The organism is Paenibacillus sp. 8b26 (assembly GCF_050626875.1).
GTDB lineage: Bacteria > Bacillota > Bacilli > Paenibacillales > Paenibacillaceae > Paenibacillus.
On the sequence record NZ_CP192445.1, the window covers coordinates 1,932,138 to 1,953,327 of the forward strand.

General features: G+C 48.1%; 14 protein-coding genes. 4 read left to right on the plus strand and 10 right to left on the minus strand.

The features are described from left to right. Positions 1 to 44: 44 nt before the first annotated feature. The 4 genes from ACQ4MX_RS08750 to ACQ4MX_RS08765 all read right to left on the minus strand — a co-directional run bounded on the left by ACQ4MX_RS08750 (position 45) and on the right by ACQ4MX_RS08765 (position 8,178). Positions 45 to 2,717, minus strand: a complete 2,673-nt coding sequence (locus ACQ4MX_RS08750; protein WP_431090155.1) for a PAS domain S-box protein — start codon at positions 2,715 to 2,717, stop codon at positions 45 to 47. 98 nt (positions 2,718 to 2,815) lie between these two features. Next, positions 2,816 to 3,751, minus strand: coding sequence for a nucleoside hydrolase (locus ACQ4MX_RS08755; protein ID WP_431090156.1), 936 nt, complete (start codon positions 3,749 to 3,751; stop codon positions 2,816 to 2,818). A gap of 192 nt (positions 3,752 to 3,943) precedes the next feature. Further along, a complete protein-coding gene (locus ACQ4MX_RS08760) occupies positions 3,944 to 6,109 on the minus strand; it encodes a glycoside hydrolase family 6 protein (protein WP_431090158.1) in 2,166 nt (721 codons plus the stop codon). 554 nt (positions 6,110 to 6,663) lie between these two features. Beyond that, positions 6,664 to 8,178: an alpha-glucosidase/alpha-galactosidase gene (locus ACQ4MX_RS08765; RefSeq protein ID WP_431090159.1), complete on the minus strand. Its 1,515-nt coding sequence runs from the start codon at positions 8,176 to 8,178 to the stop codon at positions 6,664 to 6,666. Between the two features lie 526 nt (positions 8,179 to 8,704). Here ACQ4MX_RS08765 and ACQ4MX_RS08770 point away from each other — a divergent pair. The 4 genes from ACQ4MX_RS08770 to ACQ4MX_RS08785 all read left to right on the plus strand — a co-directional run bounded on the left by ACQ4MX_RS08770 (position 8,705) and on the right by ACQ4MX_RS08785 (position 14,085). Next, a complete protein-coding gene (locus tag ACQ4MX_RS08770; protein WP_431090161.1) occupies positions 8,705 to 9,703 on the plus strand; it encodes a sugar-binding protein in 999 nt (332 codons plus the stop codon). Beyond that, a complete protein-coding gene (locus tag ACQ4MX_RS08775; RefSeq protein ID WP_431090163.1) occupies positions 9,700 to 11,145 on the plus strand; it encodes a sensor histidine kinase in 1,446 nt (481 codons plus the stop codon). The genes ACQ4MX_RS08770 and ACQ4MX_RS08775 overlap by 4 nt, the downstream gene beginning before the upstream one ends. Beyond that, positions 11,120 to 12,457: a response regulator transcription factor gene (locus tag ACQ4MX_RS08780; RefSeq protein ID WP_431090164.1), complete on the plus strand. Its 1,338-nt coding sequence runs from the start codon at positions 11,120 to 11,122 to the stop codon at positions 12,455 to 12,457. Before ACQ4MX_RS08775 ends, ACQ4MX_RS08780 begins: the two co-directional genes overlap by 26 nt. A gap of 227 nt (positions 12,458 to 12,684) precedes the next feature. Then, positions 12,685 to 14,085, plus strand: coding sequence for a sugar porter family MFS transporter (locus tag ACQ4MX_RS08785; protein WP_250243554.1), 1,401 nt, complete (start codon positions 12,685 to 12,687; stop codon positions 14,083 to 14,085). A 109-nt stretch (positions 14,086 to 14,194) separates the two neighbouring features. On the opposite strand, the gene ACQ4MX_RS08790 is transcribed toward ACQ4MX_RS08785, so the two are convergent. From ACQ4MX_RS08790 to ACQ4MX_RS08815, 6 genes are all read right to left on the minus strand, one after another. After that, on the minus strand, positions 14,195 to 15,106 hold the full coding sequence (locus ACQ4MX_RS08790) for a helix-turn-helix domain-containing protein (protein WP_431090165.1): 912 nt from the start codon (positions 15,104 to 15,106) through the stop codon (positions 14,195 to 14,197). Between the two features lie 151 nt (positions 15,107 to 15,257). Continuing rightward, complete coding sequence (locus ACQ4MX_RS08795) at positions 15,258 to 15,917, minus strand: TetR/AcrR family transcriptional regulator (RefSeq protein ID WP_431090166.1); 660 nt, start codon at positions 15,915 to 15,917, stop codon at positions 15,258 to 15,260. Further along, positions 15,910 to 16,443 (minus strand): MFS transporter, encoded by a 534-nt coding sequence (locus ACQ4MX_RS08800; RefSeq protein WP_431091283.1) that lies wholly within the window; start codon positions 16,441 to 16,443, stop codon positions 15,910 to 15,912. The genes ACQ4MX_RS08795 and ACQ4MX_RS08800 overlap by 8 nt, the downstream gene beginning before the upstream one ends. Before the next feature lie 189 nt (positions 16,444 to 16,632). Then, on the minus strand, positions 16,633 to 17,289 hold the full coding sequence (locus ACQ4MX_RS08805) for a DJ-1/PfpI family protein (RefSeq protein WP_431090167.1): 657 nt from the start codon (positions 17,287 to 17,289) through the stop codon (positions 16,633 to 16,635). A gap of 320 nt (positions 17,290 to 17,609) precedes the next feature. Then, entirely contained in the window at positions 17,610 to 19,448 is a 1,839-nt protein-coding gene (locus ACQ4MX_RS08810; RefSeq protein ID WP_431090168.1) for an ABC transporter ATP-binding protein, read from the minus strand. Continuing rightward, complete coding sequence (locus tag ACQ4MX_RS08815; protein ID WP_431091284.1) at positions 19,429 to 21,165, minus strand: ABC transporter ATP-binding protein; 1,737 nt, start codon at positions 21,163 to 21,165, stop codon at positions 19,429 to 19,431. The genes ACQ4MX_RS08810 and ACQ4MX_RS08815 overlap by 20 nt, the downstream gene beginning before the upstream one ends. Positions 21,166 to 21,190: the final 25 nt, after the last annotated feature.

A 21,190-nucleotide genomic window follows, 5' to 3' on the forward strand; every position in this document is an offset into this window, starting at 1 on the left:
AAAAATAGCCGTGATGCGTTAAGCACCACGGCTGGCTATTTCTTTTAGCACTCCGTCGATTCGTAAGGCTCGTCACGGCTTATATTCGCAGGTGCTTCCCCTTCCGGTAGCATAAGATCTAGCTGAAACCGGAACGTGGCTCCTCTGGCCTCGTCACTATCCACACCAATGGAACCGCCCATCAGACTGATCAGGTTTTTGCAGATGGATAGCCCCAGACCTGTGCCTCCATATTTCCGATTCAATGCCGGATGAAGCTGGGAAAAAGGCTGGAATAACAGATGCTGGCGATCTGCGGGAATACCGATGCCGGTATCGGTTACACTGAACTCAATCAAGCATTTCTTTTTACGGCTGCTGTAAGCCTTGCTCTCGGCAAAGATGTTTACACGCCCTCGCTCCGTAAATTTGATTGCATTGCTCACCAAATTCACCAGCACCTGCCGGATACGCACATGGTCACCGACAAGGACCCCCGGCAATTCCTGATCCACGTGCCACTCCAGCTCAATGTCTTTTTCCATAGCCTGCTTGAGAAATAGGTCGGCCACATTGCCCATCATATCCTCAAGTTCAAAAGGCTCGTGCAGCAACGCCATTTTTCCAGCCTCAATTTTGCTTAAATCCAGTATTTCATTCAATATCTGCATTAAAGCACTGCTGCTATTGGTAATAATATCGATATAACTCCGCTGTTCCTCATCCAATTCAGTGTCTGCGAGCAACCCGGCCATCCCGATAATTCCGTTCATCGGTGTACGAAGCTCATGACTCATCACAGAAAGAAATTCTGACTTGGCCCGGTCGGCCCGCTCGGCAGATTCTTTGGCCCGGATGATTTCCTTTTCATTCGTCATATCTACAAAAACCATTACGGCCCCTTTACGCTCCCCATTATCCACCAGGGGACTGATCCGATAAGAGACGAGGAAGCTGGACCCGTCTTTTTTCCAAAATACGGCTTCCTCAGCCTGATAAGAAGCGCCACTGCGGATCGCCTGAAGAATGGATGGCTGCTCATCCGGATAATGGCTGCTTATCTCATCGACATGGCGGATCATGTCCGTACGTGTCCCGCTTAGCGGATTTTCCGATCCCACTCCAAACATTTCGACCGCCGCCGGATTCATAAAACGGGCATGCCCCTCGGTGCTCAAGCCCACAATGCCTTCAGATACCGCGTTCAGAATGAGTGAATGCTCGTTGCTGAGCTTTTCGATTTGGGCGATGTAGCTTTTGAGCGGGGTGACATTTTCAACGATGCCATAGCAGCCGACAATTTGCTCATGTACAAAAATCGGGATATTGGTTACCTTGATAAACAGGCGCTCCCCATCCTTATGTATGAACTCTGATTCATAGGTTTGCGTTTCTCCCTGTTTGGCCAGCTCCATATGATGCCTAATCTTGTCCTGTTCCTCGGAAGAAGCCATCGCAATAACTCCAGCCCCGAGCAGTTCTTCCCTCGTATAACCGGTAAGCTCCTCCAGACTGGGATTTACACTCAGGATTTGGCCTTCCATATTCATGGCGCATATGCCGAGCGGGTTATGCTGGAACAGGGATTTATAACGGTTCTCGCTTTCACGAAGACGCTGCTCCATCTTTTGATGTTCCGTGACATCCTGTATCATACCGACAATTTGAATCGGCTGTCCTCGCTCGTCCATTTCTGCTTCCCAGGTCGAACGCAGCACTTTCTGTTCACCATTAGGCAGTACAATCCGATAAAAGGTTTCTTGATGAATCCCTTTTAAAATGACGTTCGTAATAATCTCGATCATTCGCTCTTTATCCTCTGGATGAATAGCATCCAGAAAAGAATCAATACTTGTCTCGACCGGCTTTACGCTAAAGCCGAAAATGGTGCGGAATTCCTTGGAAAAATGCAAAACGTCGTTAACCAAATCCCAGTCCCATGAGCCAAACATCGCCAGTCGCTGGGCTTTTGCAAGATTATCCTCACTCTTCTGGCGCTCCGTGATGTTGCGACCAATAGACAGAACCCGCTTGATCTGACCTTCCTCATCCCGAATAATGCGGTATGACACTTCCAGCCACAAATAATGTCCGTCCTTGTGACGCACACGCCGCTTCATAATACCTGTTTCCTGGAAGATTCCATGTACGCGCATATGATCGGCATCTTCTGCATGATAAAATTCGAGCCGTTTTTTGCCGAGCATTTCCTGCCTGGTGTAACCAAGAAGCTTCTCTACCGAAGGAGAAACATATTGAAGGTTGCCGTCCGGCGTGCTGAACGAGATCACATCTGGCGTATTTTCTGTAATCAGCATGTACAAGTCCTCATTATCCGAGAGTACCTGCTGCATGTCTTTTTTCTCTGTGATGTCCATCGCGTAGGCAATCAGATACGTTTGACCCGTAGCCGGGTCATCAAATATCGTTAATTCCAGCGATAACCAGACGGATGTCCCCCGCTGATGTCTTAAACGAAGCTCTGCCTTGTACACTTGATCCGTAGCTTTCAGCCAGCCCGTATAGGCGTCCCGCAACGCTTGTCGATCTTTGTCTCCTTTATACAACAAATGATAATATCGGGTTTTCAGCAGTTCCTCCTGCTTGTATCCGACCATGTGGCAAAGGGCGGGATTGACGTACAGACATTTTCCGTCCCTCGAAAAAATGGCTATCCCTGTCGGGGCATGATTGTACATGTGTTCCAGCAAAGGCAGTCGTTGAGCAGCAGAAAACACAATAAATCTCCTCCTTTGTGGTTTATGAGGGCGCAGTCTAACATGCATGCACAAAAGATTGCCGATGCAGATCCATCGGCAATCTTTTGAATTATTTTTTATACCACCCGGCTCAGAAAATGACGCAAAAACCGCTCCGCATCCACTTCAAGTGCCACGTCAATACTTGTCTGCGAATAAGCTTGATCCTTGTCCGTTACTCCACGGGTACGACCAACCTCGGCGGAATTCCCCACGTCGACGGCAATGTGCATCGGGCGCGTCTCCACAAAGCTGGAATCAATCGCTAGCCCTACGGCCAACGGATCATGCAAAGCACAGCCCGCGATACCGGGTCTGAAATTACGATAGGCTTCCATATAGAAGTCCGTCATATCTGCCATAAACCTCCCCAGTTCAGTCCCTTGCTCACGCCATTTGTCCACCTCATGTTGAGGAAGCAGCGTCTGCATAGTCACGTCCAGCCCAACCAGCGTAAGCGGGAAACCTGCTCCCAACACATTAGCGGCGGCTTCAGGATCGGCATATATATTCGCTTCAGCGGTCGGGGTTACATTGCCTTTTACCGTGACTGCGCCGCCCATAATGATCAGACGGTCAAGCAATTGCGGCAGTTCGGGACAGCGATCCAGTGCAATCGCAAGGTTCGTCAGTGGTCCCACCGCAACAAGGGTAAGCTTGCCTTCATAGTGACGAGCCTGTTCGATGATAAAATCAGCAGCATCACCAGATGCAGCCTGTCGGGAAGGCAAGCCCTGCAACTGGTTGCCAATGCCGTCTTCACCATGAATATGGCGGGAATACGGCTTGAACAGCTCACGGGCATACGGCTTGTGAGCGCCGGACACGACCGGAGCGTCTGCACCGAGCTTTTCCAACAAGATCAGCGAGTTGCGTGTCGCTTCTTCAACCGCGATGTTGCCAAAGGTAGTTGTGATGCCAAGTAGCTCCAATTCCGGCGAATGGACCGCGTACGCAATGGCAAGCGCATCGTCAATGCCAGTATCTACATCTAAAATTAACTTTTTGCTCATGATGATCCTCCACAGTAGAACAGCATTCTTTTTTTTCATTATACTCAATTTAAATGAATATTCCCTCCCTTTTCTCAGTAGAGGGAAACATGGAGCTTCTGTAATCTTCCATAAAATGAAGAAAGCTACGGCAGATTTTGCCGTAGCTTATCATTCAACGTTGCCAAATTATTCAAGCGCATTCTATCCTGTTTAAGGCTCGATTCCCCACACCAGCTTATCGTTATGGAACAACGTTACTTTATTCCATTCTGTATAAGAGGTTTTGGTAGGATCAAAGGAGTAATCATTGGATTCGTCCAGGTTAGACCAGTCGCTGTTGTTGATGCGGATCTGAATATCACCTGTTTGCGCTCCAGCAGCAAGCGTGCCGGCAGCAGCATTGAAACCAATTTCAATATACTTGTCTGTAATGGTACGCAGCACATTATCATTGCCTACTTGTGCATAGTCTACTGCGGATTGCAGCTCCTGGCTGCCATCTTTCGTGAAATAATACCGGACTTTCAGCTCACTCAGCTTCACGGGTGTTGTACCTTTATTTTTCAGATTTAAGAAAGGCTTGACTGCGTTATTAGCTGGATCGGTGTCCCCGGCCCGATACATTACAACCAGATCACCCGCTGGTTCTGTAGGATCTGTAGGGTCCGTTGGATCTGTCGGTGTACCTTTTGGTTCAGCGCTTACCGCAGTGGAATCCTTGCTTGTTCCTTTCGTATTCGTAGCACTTACAACATAGAAATAAGTTGTTCCGTTGGTCAGCCCCTTATCTGTGTACTCTTTCTCAGTAACAAGAGGCGCAATGGCTGTAAAAGGACCTGCTTCGCTGGTTGCACGTTTTACCGTGTAGCTGTCGGCCCCAGTGGACGCATTCCAGGTCAGCTTCACTTCCGCATTACCCGCTGTCGCCTTTAAGCCCGCTGGTACTGCCGGAGCGGCTGGTGTAGGAGTTGTGCCGCCACCAGATGAAGGGACAATCGCTGGATATGCATTTTGCACAAGCATAACAAACTGATCATGGAACCAAGCTCCTGAAATAGGTGCATTCGGTAAAGCATCTGTTAATGTGCCATCTTTGGTTGTATAGGTAGGATCACAGTATCGGTCAAAGCCTTTACCCTCATCGTTCGGAATGAGCGAGCTGGAACCATCGGAATCACCCGGAGGTTTCGCCCATACATAAGCATCGACATGGGAAGCTGGAGCTGTTTGCGGCGGCGTACCCATACCTGCTCCGCTGTTATTACACCAGTTACCGCGATGCGAGCGTTTGTCTACACGGCCTGAGTTCACATAGGAGTTAATATCACTGCCGACAGCGGCAGTCGGACGGTTAGGTCCTCCCCATCCGTTACGACCCGTATCAATTAACATACCGAGTGAGCTCGGCCAGCCTGCACTCACAAAGTCTCTATGCAATGCCTCTGCGAAATCAGATTCATCGAAATTAGGATTCCATTCGTAGTATTTGGAAGATTTGATCGGTTGTCCACCGATATTCAAATCTGGATTAGGCAAGTTAGGTTCTGTCAGCGGTGAAGTATTGGCTGTATTCGAGATAAAGCCGTCCACGCTGGACAGACCTTTGCTAGTATCTTTGAAGATAGTTGTAAACAGGGATACCGTTGCTGAACGATTGTTATCCCAACCTAACCAGCCAGAGTGACCGATATCCACGTATTTGTACACATTCGGAATCTCGTTCAGCTTATTCATTGTGTACTTAACGCCAGCTTCATAAATTCCTGTAGATTTGGCTTGCGCACACTGAGGAGTATCCAAATTGGTCACGAGGTTTGGCAAACTGTCTGGTTCAATGATCGCTACGATGCGAATATCCTTATATTTGGGATTGGCAAAAATAGCAGCAATTTTATCGACATAATCCTTTTTGTACGTTTCCAGACCCGCTTGGGTCAGCGGCAGCTCACCGTTGGAGGCCAAGGCATGGCAATCCCGTCCGGGCAGATCATAAACAATGAACTCAGCCGTAATCGGTGTGCTGCCTTTCTTTTGCGCCAATACTTGATCCAAATGCGCCTCCAGGCCAAGCTTGCCTCCACCGCCGTTAATGGCAGCGATGCGATCAAGCCATACGGCTGTCGGGAACGTTTTGACGGTTTGCATTTTAGCTTTCAGATTGGCATCAGTAATCTTGGCAATCGATGTGTCGACACTAGCCGCATAATCAGGACTAACGTATTTTGTCGCCCCTTGATAAGGATTGTCCACATGGGATTCTGCATGTATTTTATCCGTAAATCCTGCACCTGGTAGAAAGCTGCTTGCGACGAGTGATAGCGCAAAAGCATACTTCATGCCTTTACGAAGCACTTGCTTGGTTTTCAATTGCTTCACCTATCTTTCCGTAGATTTTGTTGAATCTTCCTATGTCGGCACCTGATTGTTACATGATTATGTGTGAGTTACGCCCTTTTTCTCCAAAAAAAGCGGCGTTCATAGCTGTCCAAGGTAAGCGCTTTCTATTTTTCCGCGCGCTCACATCTTCCCCTTCTTGTCACCTCCTATGTTAGATTATAGAGAGCTGGAAATCCGCTGTAAATTGAATAAATCAAGAATTAAATTATTAGTTAGGCTATAAATTGCCACTCTGTCGGTCTTTTTTACCGCTATATTTTTCAGGAACCGGTTCCTTCATTTAAAGGAGTATCCGCCCTGTGGCAAGCCCTTTGGGCGAATTGGGGCATCGACATGGGAGGGAGAGATTTGTAATAACAAGGCTGTATTCTTTAATTTCCGTCGACCAGAATCGACAACCATAAACCTGTAGGTATGAAATGTGAGGGGCGGCTATGCCTAGCGTTCATATCAAAAAAAGGGCATTTCCAGGCCATCACGGCACTGAAAATACCCTTTCTACCACTACGACTATTGAAAAATGCTCTGGGCGTTTAGGCTTCGCCAGTTTGCACCTTTTCACGGTCCTTGCCTTTGTCCGACTCACCAGCATTTTTGTTCGCGGCATCCCGGTCCAACTGCATTTCCTCGACCGTCTTGACCTTGATCCGCGCCGCTCCCTCGTAATCGCGAGTCGGGATCAGGTTGCCAGCAGACAGACGTTCGCGCGCCTCGACAATCGCTGCTCCATATTGCGGCAACCATGCCTCCTGCGCTACCAGCATTTCATCGACCATTTGCCAGATTTCCTTCGGATTGCATACCGCACCCACCAGCGGATCCATCATGAACGCCTGCCGCAACAGCTTGTCGTCCCCATGCACGGCAGCTTCAACTGCCAAACGCTGCACGGAAATGCTAACATTGCAGACAGCCGCAGGACCGAGCGGCAGTTCACCCACATGAGGCATGGAAATGCCGTTACGATCTACATATCCGGGCGCCTCAATAATCGCATCATCCGGCAGATTGGAAATCACTCCGTTGTTGACGACATTAAAATGCCCCCGGTATACACGTCCTGTTTCCAGTCCTTCAATAATGTAAGAGCCATGCTCTTCACCGCGTTTCTCTGCCTTGTACTCCAGTGGATCTTCCTTCATCCAGTTTGGAAAATCTGTTTCAAACCAGTTACGTCCTTCCGTACATACACGCAGATAGCCTCCCGTTTCTCCATTGATCCAGCTTCCCAGATCAATCCAGTCGAGAATCTCATCCGGACGCTTCCGATACCAGGGAACATACTCACTTAGATGCCCGTTCGATTCAGTGCTGTAATAGCCAAAACGGCGAAGCATATCGATGCGTACCTTTTCGGTGCGGCTAAATTCAGGGTGTTTTTCAAAAGCCTCCAGCAGTCCGGCTGTCAGATCCTTGCCTTCATGTGAAGCCTGAATGTACCACGTCTGGTGATTGATTCCGGCACACACAATGTCCACATCCTGCTTCTCCAAGCCGTATACCTCGGCAATTTGGTGATGTCCATGCTGTACACCGTGACACAGCCCAATCGTACGTACGCCGCTGTACTTGTTGCAGGCCCAAGTGATCATCGCCATCGGATTCGAGTAGTTCAGCAGTAGCACATCCGGTGCGCTTAGCTCGCGGATATCCTTGCAGATGTCCAGCATTTCAGCAATACCACGCTGACCGTACATAATCCCTCCTGCACACAGTGTATCGCCCACGCATTGATCCACGCCATATTTCAGCGGAATATCTACATCGGTTGCAAAGCCCTCCAGCCCGCCAACCCGGATGGTACAAATGACGTATTTGGCATCCTTCAAAGCCACTTTTCGGTCCGTGGAGGACTGTATTTGAATAGACAAACCGTTCTCCCGAATATCCCGCTGGCACAGCTCAGTGACCATATCCAGATTGTGCTGATTAATGTCCGTAAAAGCCACTTCAATATCGTTAAATTCCGGCACCGTCAACAGATCTCGCAAAATTCCACGTGTAAAACCGATGCTCCCGGCTCCAATAAAAGCCACTTTAAATGACACGGCATTCAACCTCCAGTGCTAGAATTGTGGTATACCGTCATTGTAGCAACTTGCCAGAGGGAAGCGTTATCAAAATCATGACCTGATTCGCGTATAGGTGTCAAAAATCCTAACCTTCGCGTTAGCAGATGCTGCTTACCTTTTTCAAGTTTTCACCTTGTCTCTTTGTCTTGTTATATTTTAACGGCGGATTCCCCGTTTTTTTCATAAAAGCGGGTCGTCATTAAAAGGCTTATTTCAGCAATTGGGAATGTTCAGGAATTGATATAATTAGAATTGGGGCGGTATGGACTTCTAACCTCTTGTGCAAATGACTCCCCGTTCTATATACTCACAAATAGCTAATAGTGCGTTCATTCTATGATTTAGAATTATAATTTTCTCAGGCATATTCAGTACTGCTTCTGAGATTGTGATATAAGGATTCAGGGTTGTAAAAGGCAAAACAAGTTGACGATAGCTGCCTACGCTTCTTTTGTTGCTGTATAATGAGTTGAGTCTCTAAATATTTCCAAAGGAGCAAGACATGTCAAACCGTAAATGGACATTTATCCTTATCCCAGTCTTCCTGCTATTTGCCTGGCTGCTCTTTCAGTTCACTCTGTCTTCTTTTCAAATTCACCAATTTGCAGAGTTATTGAAGACGGTTTCTCCAAAAGACGGGGTTTCCGATACAAAAGTCGTACTGATATCACAGGAGTTGGATAATTATTACTGGCGGTCAATCGAACAAGGAGCTCGAAAGGAAGCGGAACAGTACGGTATGCAGCTCGATTATATCGGGCCGGACCGCATTAATCCGTCCGAGCAGGTCAAACTGCTGGATAAAGCGATCGCCAGTAAGGCGGATGCAATTCTGGTTCAAGGGATAAATGATCCAGAGTATCGCAGATTAATCGACAAAGCAGCCGGACTTGGCATACCCGTCATCACGATCGATACGGATGAACCAGACTCCCGTAGACTAGCTTACGTGGGAACGGATAACGAAGGAGCAGGAAAACGGATGGGCGCGCTGTTAGCGAAAGCCTCTGGAGAGCGTGGCGACATTGGAGTTATGATCAGTAGCGAGCGCGTCGAGAATCAGCGACTCAGGCTTGCTGGATTTCGTTCCGTGATCGGTCGCTATCCCAAGCTCCGCATTGTGGAGATTCGCTCCTCAAATATTTCACGGCTTCAGGCAGCACAGCAAGCTCAGAACATGCTCACCCGGTATCCGCAGATCCGCTATATGGTCGGATTCAGTGCGCTGGACGGCCTTGGCATTCTGGAAGCCTCGGAGCGGCTCGGAGCGCGGAGTTTGCAGATTTTCGCTTTTGACGATATGGCCGAGACGTTGGAAGCCATCAGAGATTGCAAAATCGAACTGACCATTGTTCAACAGCCAGAGGAAATGGGGGCTAAGTCCATAAAATTGCTGAATGATTATCTAAAGGGGAATGCCCCACAGGAATTAACATACACCAGGATATATGAGATGCATGCGGACACTCTCGACAACATGCCCGGAGATGACGGACGATGACGATCAGAACGAAGCTGCTTCTGTTCATCCCCCTCCTAGTTGTGTTCGCCAATATCATCGCTTATTTTGTATTCCAAAGCGGAAAGGTCGTACAACAGAGCTACGATGAAATGCTTGGCCGAATTCTGCTCATCGAGCAAACCTCCGAATCGGCGGAGAGCAACTTAAAGCTCCTATACGCCTATCTGCTTAATCCGAGAGACGATAAGGCTGTGCAGGGCCCGACAGAACGCCAATTGAAGCTGTTGAAAGGCAGAATTCAGGAAGTTTCCGACTCGACCGACCCTTCTTTCGCCGAGGAGGACTACGTGAATCTGTTGTCCACATTTCTTGAACAGAAACAAGCCGCAGTTCTGGACGCAAATGCACAAGATCCCCAATCGGCTTTTGAACATTATATTGAAGCGGAGAAAACCGTCAGCTATATCCACGAGGAGGGACAGCGACTGATCGATGCAGAACTGGTTTATTACCGGCCGATCATCGAGAACATCCGGAACAAGAATGAGCAAATGAACGGATGGGGAGTGGCGTTGTTCAGCATGAACGCGCTGATGGGGATTTTGCTTGCAGTCTGGGTCTCGCGCAGCATTACTGGCCCTGTCGGCAGACTTGTCGGACTGGCGAAGCGAATCGCCACAGGCGATCTGAATATCGAGCCCCAACCGCGACGGGATGACGAGCTAGGCGTACTGTCGGACGCCATTTCGCAAATGTCCGCCGATTTGAGCATCCTCATCGAGAAGGATAAACAGAGTCTGGAAATGCGGCGGCTTGTGAAGGAACTGGAGCTTCTGGCTCTGCAAAATCAAATTAACCCGCACTTTTTATTCAATACCTTAAATGTGCTCTCCAAGCTGGCGATCCTGGAAGGGGCGGAGAAAACCAGCGACCTGATCGTTTCGCTGTCCAATCTGCTACGGTACAGCCTGCAGAAGCTGGACAAGCCCGTAACTCTCCAGGAGGAACTGGATCATATCCGCGAATACGTAACCATCCAGCAGGCGCGCTTCAGGGACAGAATTCGCTTTGAGCTTCACTTTGACGCTTCCGTACTTCAGCAGCAAATCCCGGCCCTGACGATCCAGCCATTTATTGAAAACGCTTTTCTTCATGGTGTGGAAGATATGGAAAACGGAGCCATTATCGCGTTGACGCTGTCGCGAGCGAACGAGGATGTACAAATTGAAATTTCGGACAATGGAAAGGGTATGACGGAGGAAACCCGACTGTCCGTGCTCCGTCTTAAAGGCGAAGTCGAAAGCGGCAGTTCAACAGGACTTGGAATGCAAAATGTGTTTAGGCGGCTGCAGTTGTTCTACGGAAAAGAAGGAATGGTTGAAATCAGTAGCAGTACCGGACGAGGTACTACTATAACAATACGAATTCCAGTCAAGAAGGAGAGTGAGCAGACTGATGTATCGGTTGTTGATCGCGGATGACGAGGCTTTGGAGAGGGAAGGACTGGAATTGACAGTGGAACGGGCGATGCCGGGGATATTCCGGTTTATTCATGCCGGCAACGGCCGCATGGCGATTGAATGTGCGGAAGAGCACCGTCCCCATATTGCCATCCTGGATATCAATATGCCTGGAATCGACGGGCTTGCAGCGCTTCGTGAATTAAAGGAGCGGCTTCCCGATACCCGATTCGTGCTCGTCACTGCCTATGATTATTTTGCCTATGCCCGGGAGGCGCTCTCTTTGGGCGTAAAAGAATATATTCTGAAGCCGGCGAAGCGAGAACTGATCATCGGTACACTGAAACGACTAATTGAAGAAATTGAGTGCGAGAAGCGGGCACGTACGGAAGAATTGGAGCTTAGGCACAAAATCTCACAGCTGATGCCGCTCGCAGAAAATGAGCTGGCTTTAATGCTTATGGTCGACCAGACAGTGGATTCGAGCGCTTCCCAGCTATCGGAATGGCTGGACTTTCCTCTTGATCAGGGAAGCGCCATCATTGCCGCCTTTGACGGATATACGGACGAGCAGAATAAAAAGAAAATTTACGATCATTTCCGAAGCTATGTAAAAACGCATGGCCCGAATTCCATTGTAAGCTCCTTGATCGACCATCATGTAGCCACTTTTTTACGCAAGCCGCCTGTCACCGGCGAAAACGACTGGCGGCAGTTGGTTAAACACCTTGTTCAGCAGCTCTCCGAGCTTGCCCAGCAGCAACTTGGTATAAAGACGGCCATTGGAATCGGATCGCTGCATAGCGGCGAGGAAGGACTTCGCAAGTCCTATTTCGAAGCCGTTTTTGCCTCCACCCTACGCAAGCGCGATGGAGGTTACTGCCACTTTGACGAACTGAAGTCATTAGAGGCTGGAAACGCTTCTTTTCTTGCAATCAAAGCGGAGAATGGAATGCTTCAGCAGACGTACGTCATGTCAGCACTGCAACGGATACGCGAACAGCGGGAGGTCCAAACACTGACTATGCTGGGTAGAGCGAAAATGTATATCGAGGAACGGTTCAACGATGATCTTTCGCTGGAAGAAGTGGCTGATTTTGTCCATTTGAATCCTCACTACTTCAGCAAAATTTTCAAACAGGAATACGGAGAAACATTCATCGACTTCGTAACCCGGCTGCGGATTGATAAAGCCATCTCTCTGATTAAGGCCGGCAACCTTACTCTTAAGGAAATCAGCTTTGAAGTGGGTTATAAGGACCCGAACTATTTTAGCCGCGTCTTTAAGAAGATAACGGGCGTTCCTCCCACTGAGTTTAAAGGTCAAAAATAGTAGAGATTCATCTATGCCGACTATCGGCATGGATTTTTTTAAGCTCGAATGACAAGGTAATGCTAGGTTCAGCCCCTCCATCTCCGATTCGGGAATCGAAGCCAAAATCGTGCATGAAAAGGTCCGTTTATTGAAGACGATAACCGGCCTTTCTTTTATAAGCGCATGTTATACTTCTCCTCGAAGAACGGAATGAGGTTCTAGGAATCTGGAGGGGAGATGATCATATGGGAGTAATCATTAATAATGAAAGCGCTCAACAGAAAGCGCTTCAATCAGAAAAACCCAATATGCTTTTTGTGACGTTGGTATCCATCGTAGCTGCGCTCGGAGGCATACTGTTCGGTTTTGATATCGCGGTAGTTTCGGGAGCAGTTGAATTCCTACAGCAGCGTTTTTCGCTGAGCGAATTTCAGGTTGGTTGGGCGGTGTCGAGTCTGATTGTAGGGAGTATCACGGGAGCGGCTCTCTCCGGCTACATGAGTGAAAGGATCGGCAGAAAAAAGGTATTACTGGCCGCCGGATTTTTATTCGTCGTCGGCTCGATCTGCTCTGCGCTTCAAGACACGTTCACCGGGTATGTTATCTTTCGCATGATCGGCGGCATTGGCATAGGCATCACTTCCACCGTTTGTCCGGTGTACAACGCGGAGATCGCTCCCGCCAAATACCGAGGACGTTTGGTTGCTTTAAATCAGCTGGCTATTGTAACAGGTATTTTCCTGGTTTATTTTCAGAATTCGTGGATCGTCAGCCTGGGGGATAAAGCCTGGGGTGTCTCAACGGCCTGGCGCTGGATGTTCGGAGTGGGAGCCGTTCCGGGACTGATCTTTATGCTCTTGATGCTCTTCATACCCGAAAGCCCGAGATGGCTTATTAAACAGAATCGGCCTTATGAAGCGTTACCGATTTTGCTGAAAATTCACGGTGAAGAAGCTGCTAAGCAGGAAGTGCTTGATATCAAGGAATCATTCAAAAATGAGAACGACTCATTGAAGCAATTGTTCGCTCCCGGTATTCGGGTCGCTCTCTTTATCGGTGTCATGCTCGCCATTATGCAGCATATTACCGGCATCAATGCCATTTTGTACTACGCGCCGGTTATCTTTAAAGGAATGGGACTCGGTACGGACGCTTCTTTGACCCAGACCATTTGGATCGGGTTGATCAATGTGTTGTTCACCATCGTATCCGTATGGCTGATCGACAAAGCGGGACGAAAAGTCCTGCTGATCATTGGCACCTCGTTGATGACCCTCTGTTTGGCCATTATTGGAGCCGCATTCAAAATGGGTTTGACCACCGGACCGCTTGTGCTCATCATGATATTGATCTACGTGGCCTCCTATGCTATATCGCTTGGGCCGATCGTATGGGTTATGATCTCGGAGATCTTTCCGAACCGCATTCGCGGCAAAGCGGTAGCCATCGCTTCGATGGCATTGTGGGCCGGCGATTATCTGGTATCGCAGGCATTCCCTCCTCTGCTGAGTTCAGCCGGCCCGTCCAATACCTTCTGGTTATTCGGAGCCATCTCGTTGTTCGTCGTAGTCTTTTTATGGCGCAAGGTTCCCGAAACCAAGGGGAGATCACTTGAACAGATGGAAAATATGTGGCTTGGGAAATGACCCAACTTTAGCTCTCAAGAAGCCCGGACACATGTTATAATGCTTCAAAATACACGCCCTCTGAGTCATACCGACCTAAATCGGCAATGGTTCAGAGGCTTCTATATATTCAGTCCCCTTCCTCCTCCGCATAGTTCCATACATGGCGTTCCACAGCAGAGCGGTATTCGACTGGTGTCTTGCCCGTGTGCTTTTTGAACAGCATATGAAAATACTGCCTGCTGCCCACACCTACGTAATCGGCAATTTCCTGAATGGGAATGTCCGTTTGCTGAAGCAGCATTCGGGCCTTGTCCATTCGCAGCATGGTCAAATAAGCGGTGAGTGTTTGTCCCATATGTTTCTTGAAAATACGGTGCAAATACCCTGGGTGAAGATTCACGGCGGCTGCCATATCCTTGACCACAATTTCCTGGTCATAGTTCAGATGGAGAAATTCAAGGCAGCGTTTAATGTACATATCCGTTTGCTGCGTGTTGCTGTGCTCTGCCTCTTCCCGCAGACGCGCAATTCGCACCAACAGTTGCATAAAAAGCATCTCTGCCATTGCGCCCGGCTGTTCTTTTCGTTGGTCCAGCTCCAGCACGAGACTTTTCAGCGCATAATATACCTCTTCCGGGTCCGATAGTACCAGATACGGGAACGGACGTGACATGAGAGTCGTGACCTCCTGCTCCTCCGTTGCGATTTGTCGGATAGACGGTCCTACCCTCACCCCTTCTGTAAAACCAAACTCTACATTCAGCATCCGGCAAGGTTGTTCTCCTTCCACCACAAGTCGATGCGGTACACCTGCGTCCAGCATAATAAACTCGCCTTTACGAAGCGTGATGCTTTCTTCCACATTCCCTCCCATTTGTACATCTACCCTGCAAAAGCCGGAAATCATGTACATAATTTCGGTAGAATGATGATCGTGGTAAGACATGGTATAGTCATGCCATTGCTTGTAATAGTAAGCAAAAAAACGGGGACTATAATCCCCGTCACGTAGCCGTGGCTCAAACAGACTTCCGTTCATCCCCGCAGCACCTCCACAAAATAGATAAGGCTAACACGGCAACGTACCTGAAACCGCTCTATTTTCACAGTTTAACAGACTAAGCCATGTTATTCTATTTCACACCATCGGACGATCTAAAATCCTTTGGAATACGGCAGACGACTCCTACCTAAAAGGCAGGGGATTTATCACTTTCTGGACTTAAATACTGGATCAACATCCCCACAAATCGGTTAGCAATTTGTATATCCTCAAGTTCATTGTTCCGTTCGTCCTTGGACGTCAGACTCATTTTCTGGAGTATACCCATCATAGACGTGAAGATAAAATGAGCGGTCTTCAAGGGCTCCGTGTCGGACTTTAATGATCCATCTTGGAATCCAGCTTCCAGAGCATCCATCAGGAAATGTCGTTCCTTTTCCCGGCTAACAAAATTTTTGTACTGGTCTTTGAGTTCTTGGTTTGAATCATAAGCTTCGTAATGCAGATCGAATAAAAGAATAAACTTGATGTATTCTGGATGTTGCCAAGCGTAATCAATCCATGCATCAAGCATCGAAGTAAGCATCTCCTTACCGCTCATTTCAGCTGAAGGTGCCCTTCTAACAAATTTGGTCATGCTCTCAAGGATTTCCATCTGAACCTCAAAGATCAGTTCGTTCATGGACTGAAAGTGCTTATAGAATGTGACTCGACTTACACCAGCCACGTTGCATACATCCTTCATATTAACTTTGAGAAAGCTTTGCTTCATAAAAAGTTCCTTGGCAGCCGCAATGAGTTCTTCCCGATTTTTGTTTTTCAAATTCTGATGCCAGTTCTCAGTCATTAACAACCATCCGTTTCTCATTTTTCGATTTTTGTAAGGTTAAGAAAAGGGCAGATGCAAGGATAAGGGCACCAAAAATATAAGGAATATGAATGTGTTTGTCAAACAACAAACCCGCTAAAATGGGCCCCAATATATTACCTAGGCTGGTATACGTCGTATTCAATCCAGCGGCATATCCTTGACGATCACCAGCTGAGTTCGCGATCATTGTACTTACGGTTGGCCTTAGGAAGGCATTAAAAGCAAAAAACAGAGCCGATACCGCCAGCAGATAACCTAAATTGATCTTAATGATCATTAACAGTAAAGCGATGGCTGTCATGATCAAAGAGAGACGTATAAGCTTCATCTCACCAAATCTCTTGATGAGATAATCAAGTAACCATATCTGCACAACGATGCCTATAATTGCACCAACCGTAATGATCATTGAGATTTTAGTGGCATCAAAACCGTATTTTCGTTCCACAAAAAGAGCATACACTGTTTCGTAATTCATCAAACCTAATGTCATGATCAGAATGAGGAGAAGATAACGAAAATAGGATGTCCGAAATGAAGCTGCTCATGTTTGTAACCCCCTTCAACCATTTACACTATGTAACCCTTTACTATGTGTAAACTATATTAGTTGAAATAGGGACCCTTGTAAATAAAATTACAAACCTATTAAGCCAAGCTAATACCGGAAAGAGGTCTTTTTATTCTTGATTTACACATTAGGCTCCCGTTTTGCAAACTCTTGTAACATACCTCTTATTTGTTCTACCAATAAAGTAGGCGCTTTCTTTGGTGAACCCGTGTCAAACGGAGGCTGAGGATCGTATTCCAAAATCAGTTGGACTCCTTTACTCATATCTTCTCCCAATTCCCATGCTATTAGCTGGAGTGCCATATCAATACCAGAGGAGACACCGGCTGCTGTAATGATTTTGCCCTGACGAACCACTCTCTCATCTGTTGGAATGGCTCCAAGAGATTGGAGCAGGTCTAACGATCCCCAATGACTGGTGGCTACGGTTCCATTTAACAAGCCTGCGGCGCTCAAAATCAGAGAGCCGTTACAAACCGACGTGGTCCATTTCGTAGTTTCATGTATTTGGCGAATCCAGTTTAACGTTTCTTCGTCATTCATTGGAGTTTTATAATTTGGCGGACTGCAACCTGGAACAACAAGAATGTCAGCTGAAGTAACTTCAGAAAAACTGTAATCGGCATGCAAATAACCCATATTTGAGTCCAGTTTGATTAACCCTTTTTTCTTAGCGACAAACTTCACTTCACATTTCAGTGTAGCAGCAAATACATCGTATGGACCAATTGCATCTAATGCTGTGATTCCATCGAAAAGCATGATTGCGATTTTCATGATGATCTCTCCTTTGAAGTGGGAATTTATTCTTACACACCCATATTAACATACCTATACGGGGTAGGGGTATACAAAATGTTGTGAAAACACTGCTCGGCTTTCTTCATGGACGATATTGCCCACAACCAGAACAGTGACCTTTTGAAGTAATAATACGCTTACCAGCGTAAAAGCCTCTGCCCTCGAGCGGGTATGTTAATTTCAAACATCTCTTGTCACAAAAAGGCATACTTAAAAAGGGCTACCCCCAGGGTAGTCCTTTTTAGCATCATAAAGCTTCTACATCATGCCTACAAATCTGTTTATCCAGAGCTGACTTAAGAGCTTTGCTTACTCAATTGACCATAATATAAATCGCTGTAAAAGCCTTTATGGGCCAGCAGTTCATCATGTGAGCCTTGCTCATCCAAACGTCCATCCTTTAAAACGAGAATCCGGTCAGCCTGACGAATGGTATTCAGTCGATGCGCAATGACGAAGCTTGTTCGCCCCTGCATAAGCCGCTCCAGTCCTTCTTGTATTTTTATCTCAGTAATCGTGTCGATGCTGCTGGTTGCCTCGTCGAGTACGAGGATCGAAGGGTTAGCCAAAATAGCACGGGCGATAGCCAGCAACTGCTTTTGCCCTTGACTGATGCCGCTGCCATTAGCCTCCAGCACCTTATCGTATCCGTCCTTCATCCGCATGATAAAGGAGTGGGCATTCGCCAGCTTCGATGCTTCCTCTATCTCTTCATCGGTGGCATCCAGTCTGCCGAAGCGGATATTTTCGCGGATTGTCCCTTGGAACAGAAAGGAATCCTGTAGCACAAACGCCATGCGGGAGCGCAAGCTTTCACGCTGTATGGTGGTAATGTCACGTCCATCTAACGTGATCATTCCCTTGTCGGGACTGTAAAAACGGGATATCAACTGGATCAGCGTCGTTTTTCCGGCCCCGGTCGGACCGACCAGCGCGATCATCTCACCCGGCTTAGCTTCAAAAGAAATACCTTCCAGCGTAGCGCTTCCCTCATCATAACCGAAGGAAACATCCGTAAACCGCACCGCCCCCTCCACATGCTCTACCTCCACTGCGCCGCGTTCATCCTTGGACTCTTCATCTTCATCCAATATTTCAAATACGCGTTCAGCTCCGGCAATGGCGGACAGCAGGGTGTTCCACTGGTTAGCCAAATCGTTCAGCGGTCTGGTGAACTGGCGGGCATATTCTACGAATACAATAATTGTACCTATGGTAATGGAGCCGCGAATAGCCAAAATCCCGCCGATCCCGGCTACAATGGCAAAACTGAGATTATTCAGCCCGTTCATCAGCTTCGGAATAAAACCGGAAATCGTTTGTGCCCAGAAGCCCGACAGACGGATACGATCATTACGTTCGCCAAAGCCGCGAATAACTCTCTTTTCCTGCGAAAATGCTTTGATAATCTGCTGCCCGGACAGCGTTTCTTCAATATAACCGTTCAGTTCCCCCAGGTTCTTCTGGCGTTCCTTGTATAAAGGCCCGGTACGGCGTGTAATCCAGCGCATCCCGGCTGCCATTAACGGCACCACAATAAAGGTCAGCAGGGTCATCAGCGGGCTTAACCACAGCATCACCGTGAGTGTACCGATTAGCGTCAATATGCTCGAAAAAATCTGAATGGCAGAGCTGTTGAGCGTAGAACTGACATTTTCGATATCATTGGTCAGACGGCTCATGATCTCTCCCTGCTGACGTTTGCCGTAGAAAGGAATCGGTAGCCGATGCAAATGTGAAAACAGGTCGAAACGCATCCGGTACACCGTCTCTTGGGCAATCTCGATCATCCAGATATTTTGCAGCCAGGAGGTCAGCGAGTTGAGCAGATATACAGTTCCTAATCCAATGAGAAAATAAATCCACGTGCGTCCACCCGGACCTTCGAGAAAATCATCCACCGCTACGCCGACCAGATATGGACCCAGCAGAGCCAGCCCTGAACTGAGCAGTACCATAAACAGCACCAGCATCAGCTTGGCCTTGCGGCGGGCCAGATACTCCCATATCCTGCCCAGCGTGCCGGACCAGTTCTTGGCCTTGGCCTTGCGGCGTCCCTCTGCTCCTGCCGGGTTCCTCAGCACACCGGACGGCGGTGTAGGCTGACGGAACGGATCAATGAGTTCCTTGAACATGCGACTCCTCCTTTCCATATTGTGATTCATAGATACGCCGATATAGATCCGAGCTATCCATGAGATGCTTATGGCTTCCACTTGCCATCAGGCGACCCTCATCCAGCAGTAAAATCTGATCTGCCGATGCGGTTGAGCTGATTTTTTGCGTAATGAGAAATGTCGTGCAGGACAGGCCATCGAGTGCATTCAGTAGTGCTGCTTCTGTCCCTACATCCAGTGCACTTGTGCTGTCGTCCAAAATCAGCACTGTCGGCTGGCGCACCAGTGCGCGGGCAATCGAAAGTCGCTGTTTCTGTCCGCCAGACAGATTGACGCCACGCTGTCCGAGCATCGTGTCATAGCCTTGCGGCAAGCGTTCAATCATATTATGGATTTGCGCCATGCTTGCGGCTTCCTTAATTTGCTCCAGGCTGGCATTCTCCAGCCCCCAAGCAATATTATCCCGAATCGAGCCGGTGAATAGCAGTACCTCCTGAGGCACATAGCCAATAGCCTCTCGTAATATGGACGTATCCATTTCACGAGCGTCCTTTCCGTTAAAGCGCACATGACCTTCATCTTCTTCATACAGACGTGTAATCAACTGCACAAGTGAGGATTTGCCCGAGCCAGTAGCCCCCATAATAGCTATCCGCTCGCCCGCTCGCGCCTTAAAAGATATATCCTTTAGTACAGCCAAATCACTGCCCGGATAATGAAAGCTCACCCGGTCCATTTCCACCTGTCCCTCAATCCGTGTATGATGTGTTGAAACAGGCTCCAGCTCTTGCCTATCTTCATTAGATGTTTCCAATACCTCTCGAATCCGCCCCGTAGATGCAGTTGCCCGGGAAAATACAACAACGATACCTGATAAGGCAGACAAGGCTCCAATCGTCCGCAGTGAATAATTGACGACTGCAACCACCTGTCCTACACTGGCATCCCCAGTGGAAATTTGGCCGCGTCCGAACCAAAGTACTGCAATAATCCCTGCGTTCATCGTAAACAAAATGAACGGCATCGTCGTTTCTGTCCATCTTAGAGCAGACACCGTCCCTTTCATCAATTCTCCTCCATAATGGGCAAAACGTTCGATTTCATGCCGCATCCGCACAAAAACCCGTATGAGCCGGATACCTGTCAGGTTCTCCTGGATTACTCCGTTAACGTCATCCAAACGACGCTGGACGCCTTTAAACAAAGTGACCGTTCGCCGCATCATCACCAGCACAAAAACGAACAGCACCGGGGCCATAACCGCCAATAGTAGCCCAAGCCTGAAATGTACAACCAGTGCCATCACAATACTGCCGATGACTACAAGCGGAACCCGTGTCATAAACCGCAGGCTCATAAACACCGTATCCTGTACTTGCGTGACATCTCCCGTCAGGCGCGTAATCAGCGACGAAGTGGCAAAACGTTTAAACACAGGATACGAAAAGGATTGCACTTTACGGTACAGCTTTTCCCGCAAATCATACCCGAAGCCCTGACTTGCATGTGAAGCAAAAAAAGAGCTGGATATGCCCGCCATAAAAGCGATAATAGCACTCCCCACCAGTACACTGCCCCATAACCAGACGACGGACAAATCCTGCTGCCGGATGCCCTCATCAATGATTTTAGAGATCAAATATGGCTGCGATAGCTCTACCGTCAATTCCAGCAGCATCATTACGAGCGCTGCGATGGCTGGAACCCGATATTTTTTTAGAAAAGAGAACATCATCCCCACAAGCATTCCTCCAATTGCC

Bases quoted from the DNA above. Each gene is read 5' to 3' on its own strand.
- ACQ4MX_RS08755 (WP_431090156.1), bottom strand. From the start codon at position 3,751: ATGAGCAAAAAGTTAATTTTAGATGTAGATACTGGCATTGACGATGCG.
- ACQ4MX_RS08795 (WP_431090166.1), bottom strand. From the start codon at position 15,917: ATGACTGAGAACTGGCATCAGAATTTGAAAAACAAAAATCGGGAAGAA.
- ACQ4MX_RS08775 (WP_431090163.1), top strand. From the start codon at position 9,700: ATGACGATCAGAACGAAGCTGCTTCTGTTCATCCCCCTCCTAGTTGTG.
- ACQ4MX_RS08770 (WP_431090161.1), top strand. From the start codon at position 8,705: ATGTCAAACCGTAAATGGACATTTATCCTTATCCCAGTCTTCCTGCTA.
- ACQ4MX_RS08790 (WP_431090165.1), bottom strand. From the start codon at position 15,106: ATGAACGGAAGTCTGTTTGAGCCACGGCTACGTGACGGGGATTATAGT.
- ACQ4MX_RS08810 (WP_431090168.1), bottom strand. From the start codon at position 19,448: ATGTTCAAGGAACTCATTGATCCGTTCCGTCAGCCTACACCGCCGTCC.
- ACQ4MX_RS08815 (WP_431091284.1), bottom strand. From the start codon at position 21,165: ATGATGTTCTCTTTTCTAAAAAAATATCGGGTTCCAGCCATCGCAGCG.
- ACQ4MX_RS08780 (WP_431090164.1), top strand. From the start codon at position 11,120: ATGTATCGGTTGTTGATCGCGGATGACGAGGCTTTGGAGAGGGAAGGA.
- ACQ4MX_RS08805 (WP_431090167.1), bottom strand. From the start codon at position 17,289: ATGAAAATCGCAATCATGCTTTTCGATGGAATCACAGCATTAGATGCA.
- ACQ4MX_RS08785 (WP_250243554.1), top strand. From the start codon at position 12,685: ATGGGAGTAATCATTAATAATGAAAGCGCTCAACAGAAAGCGCTTCAA.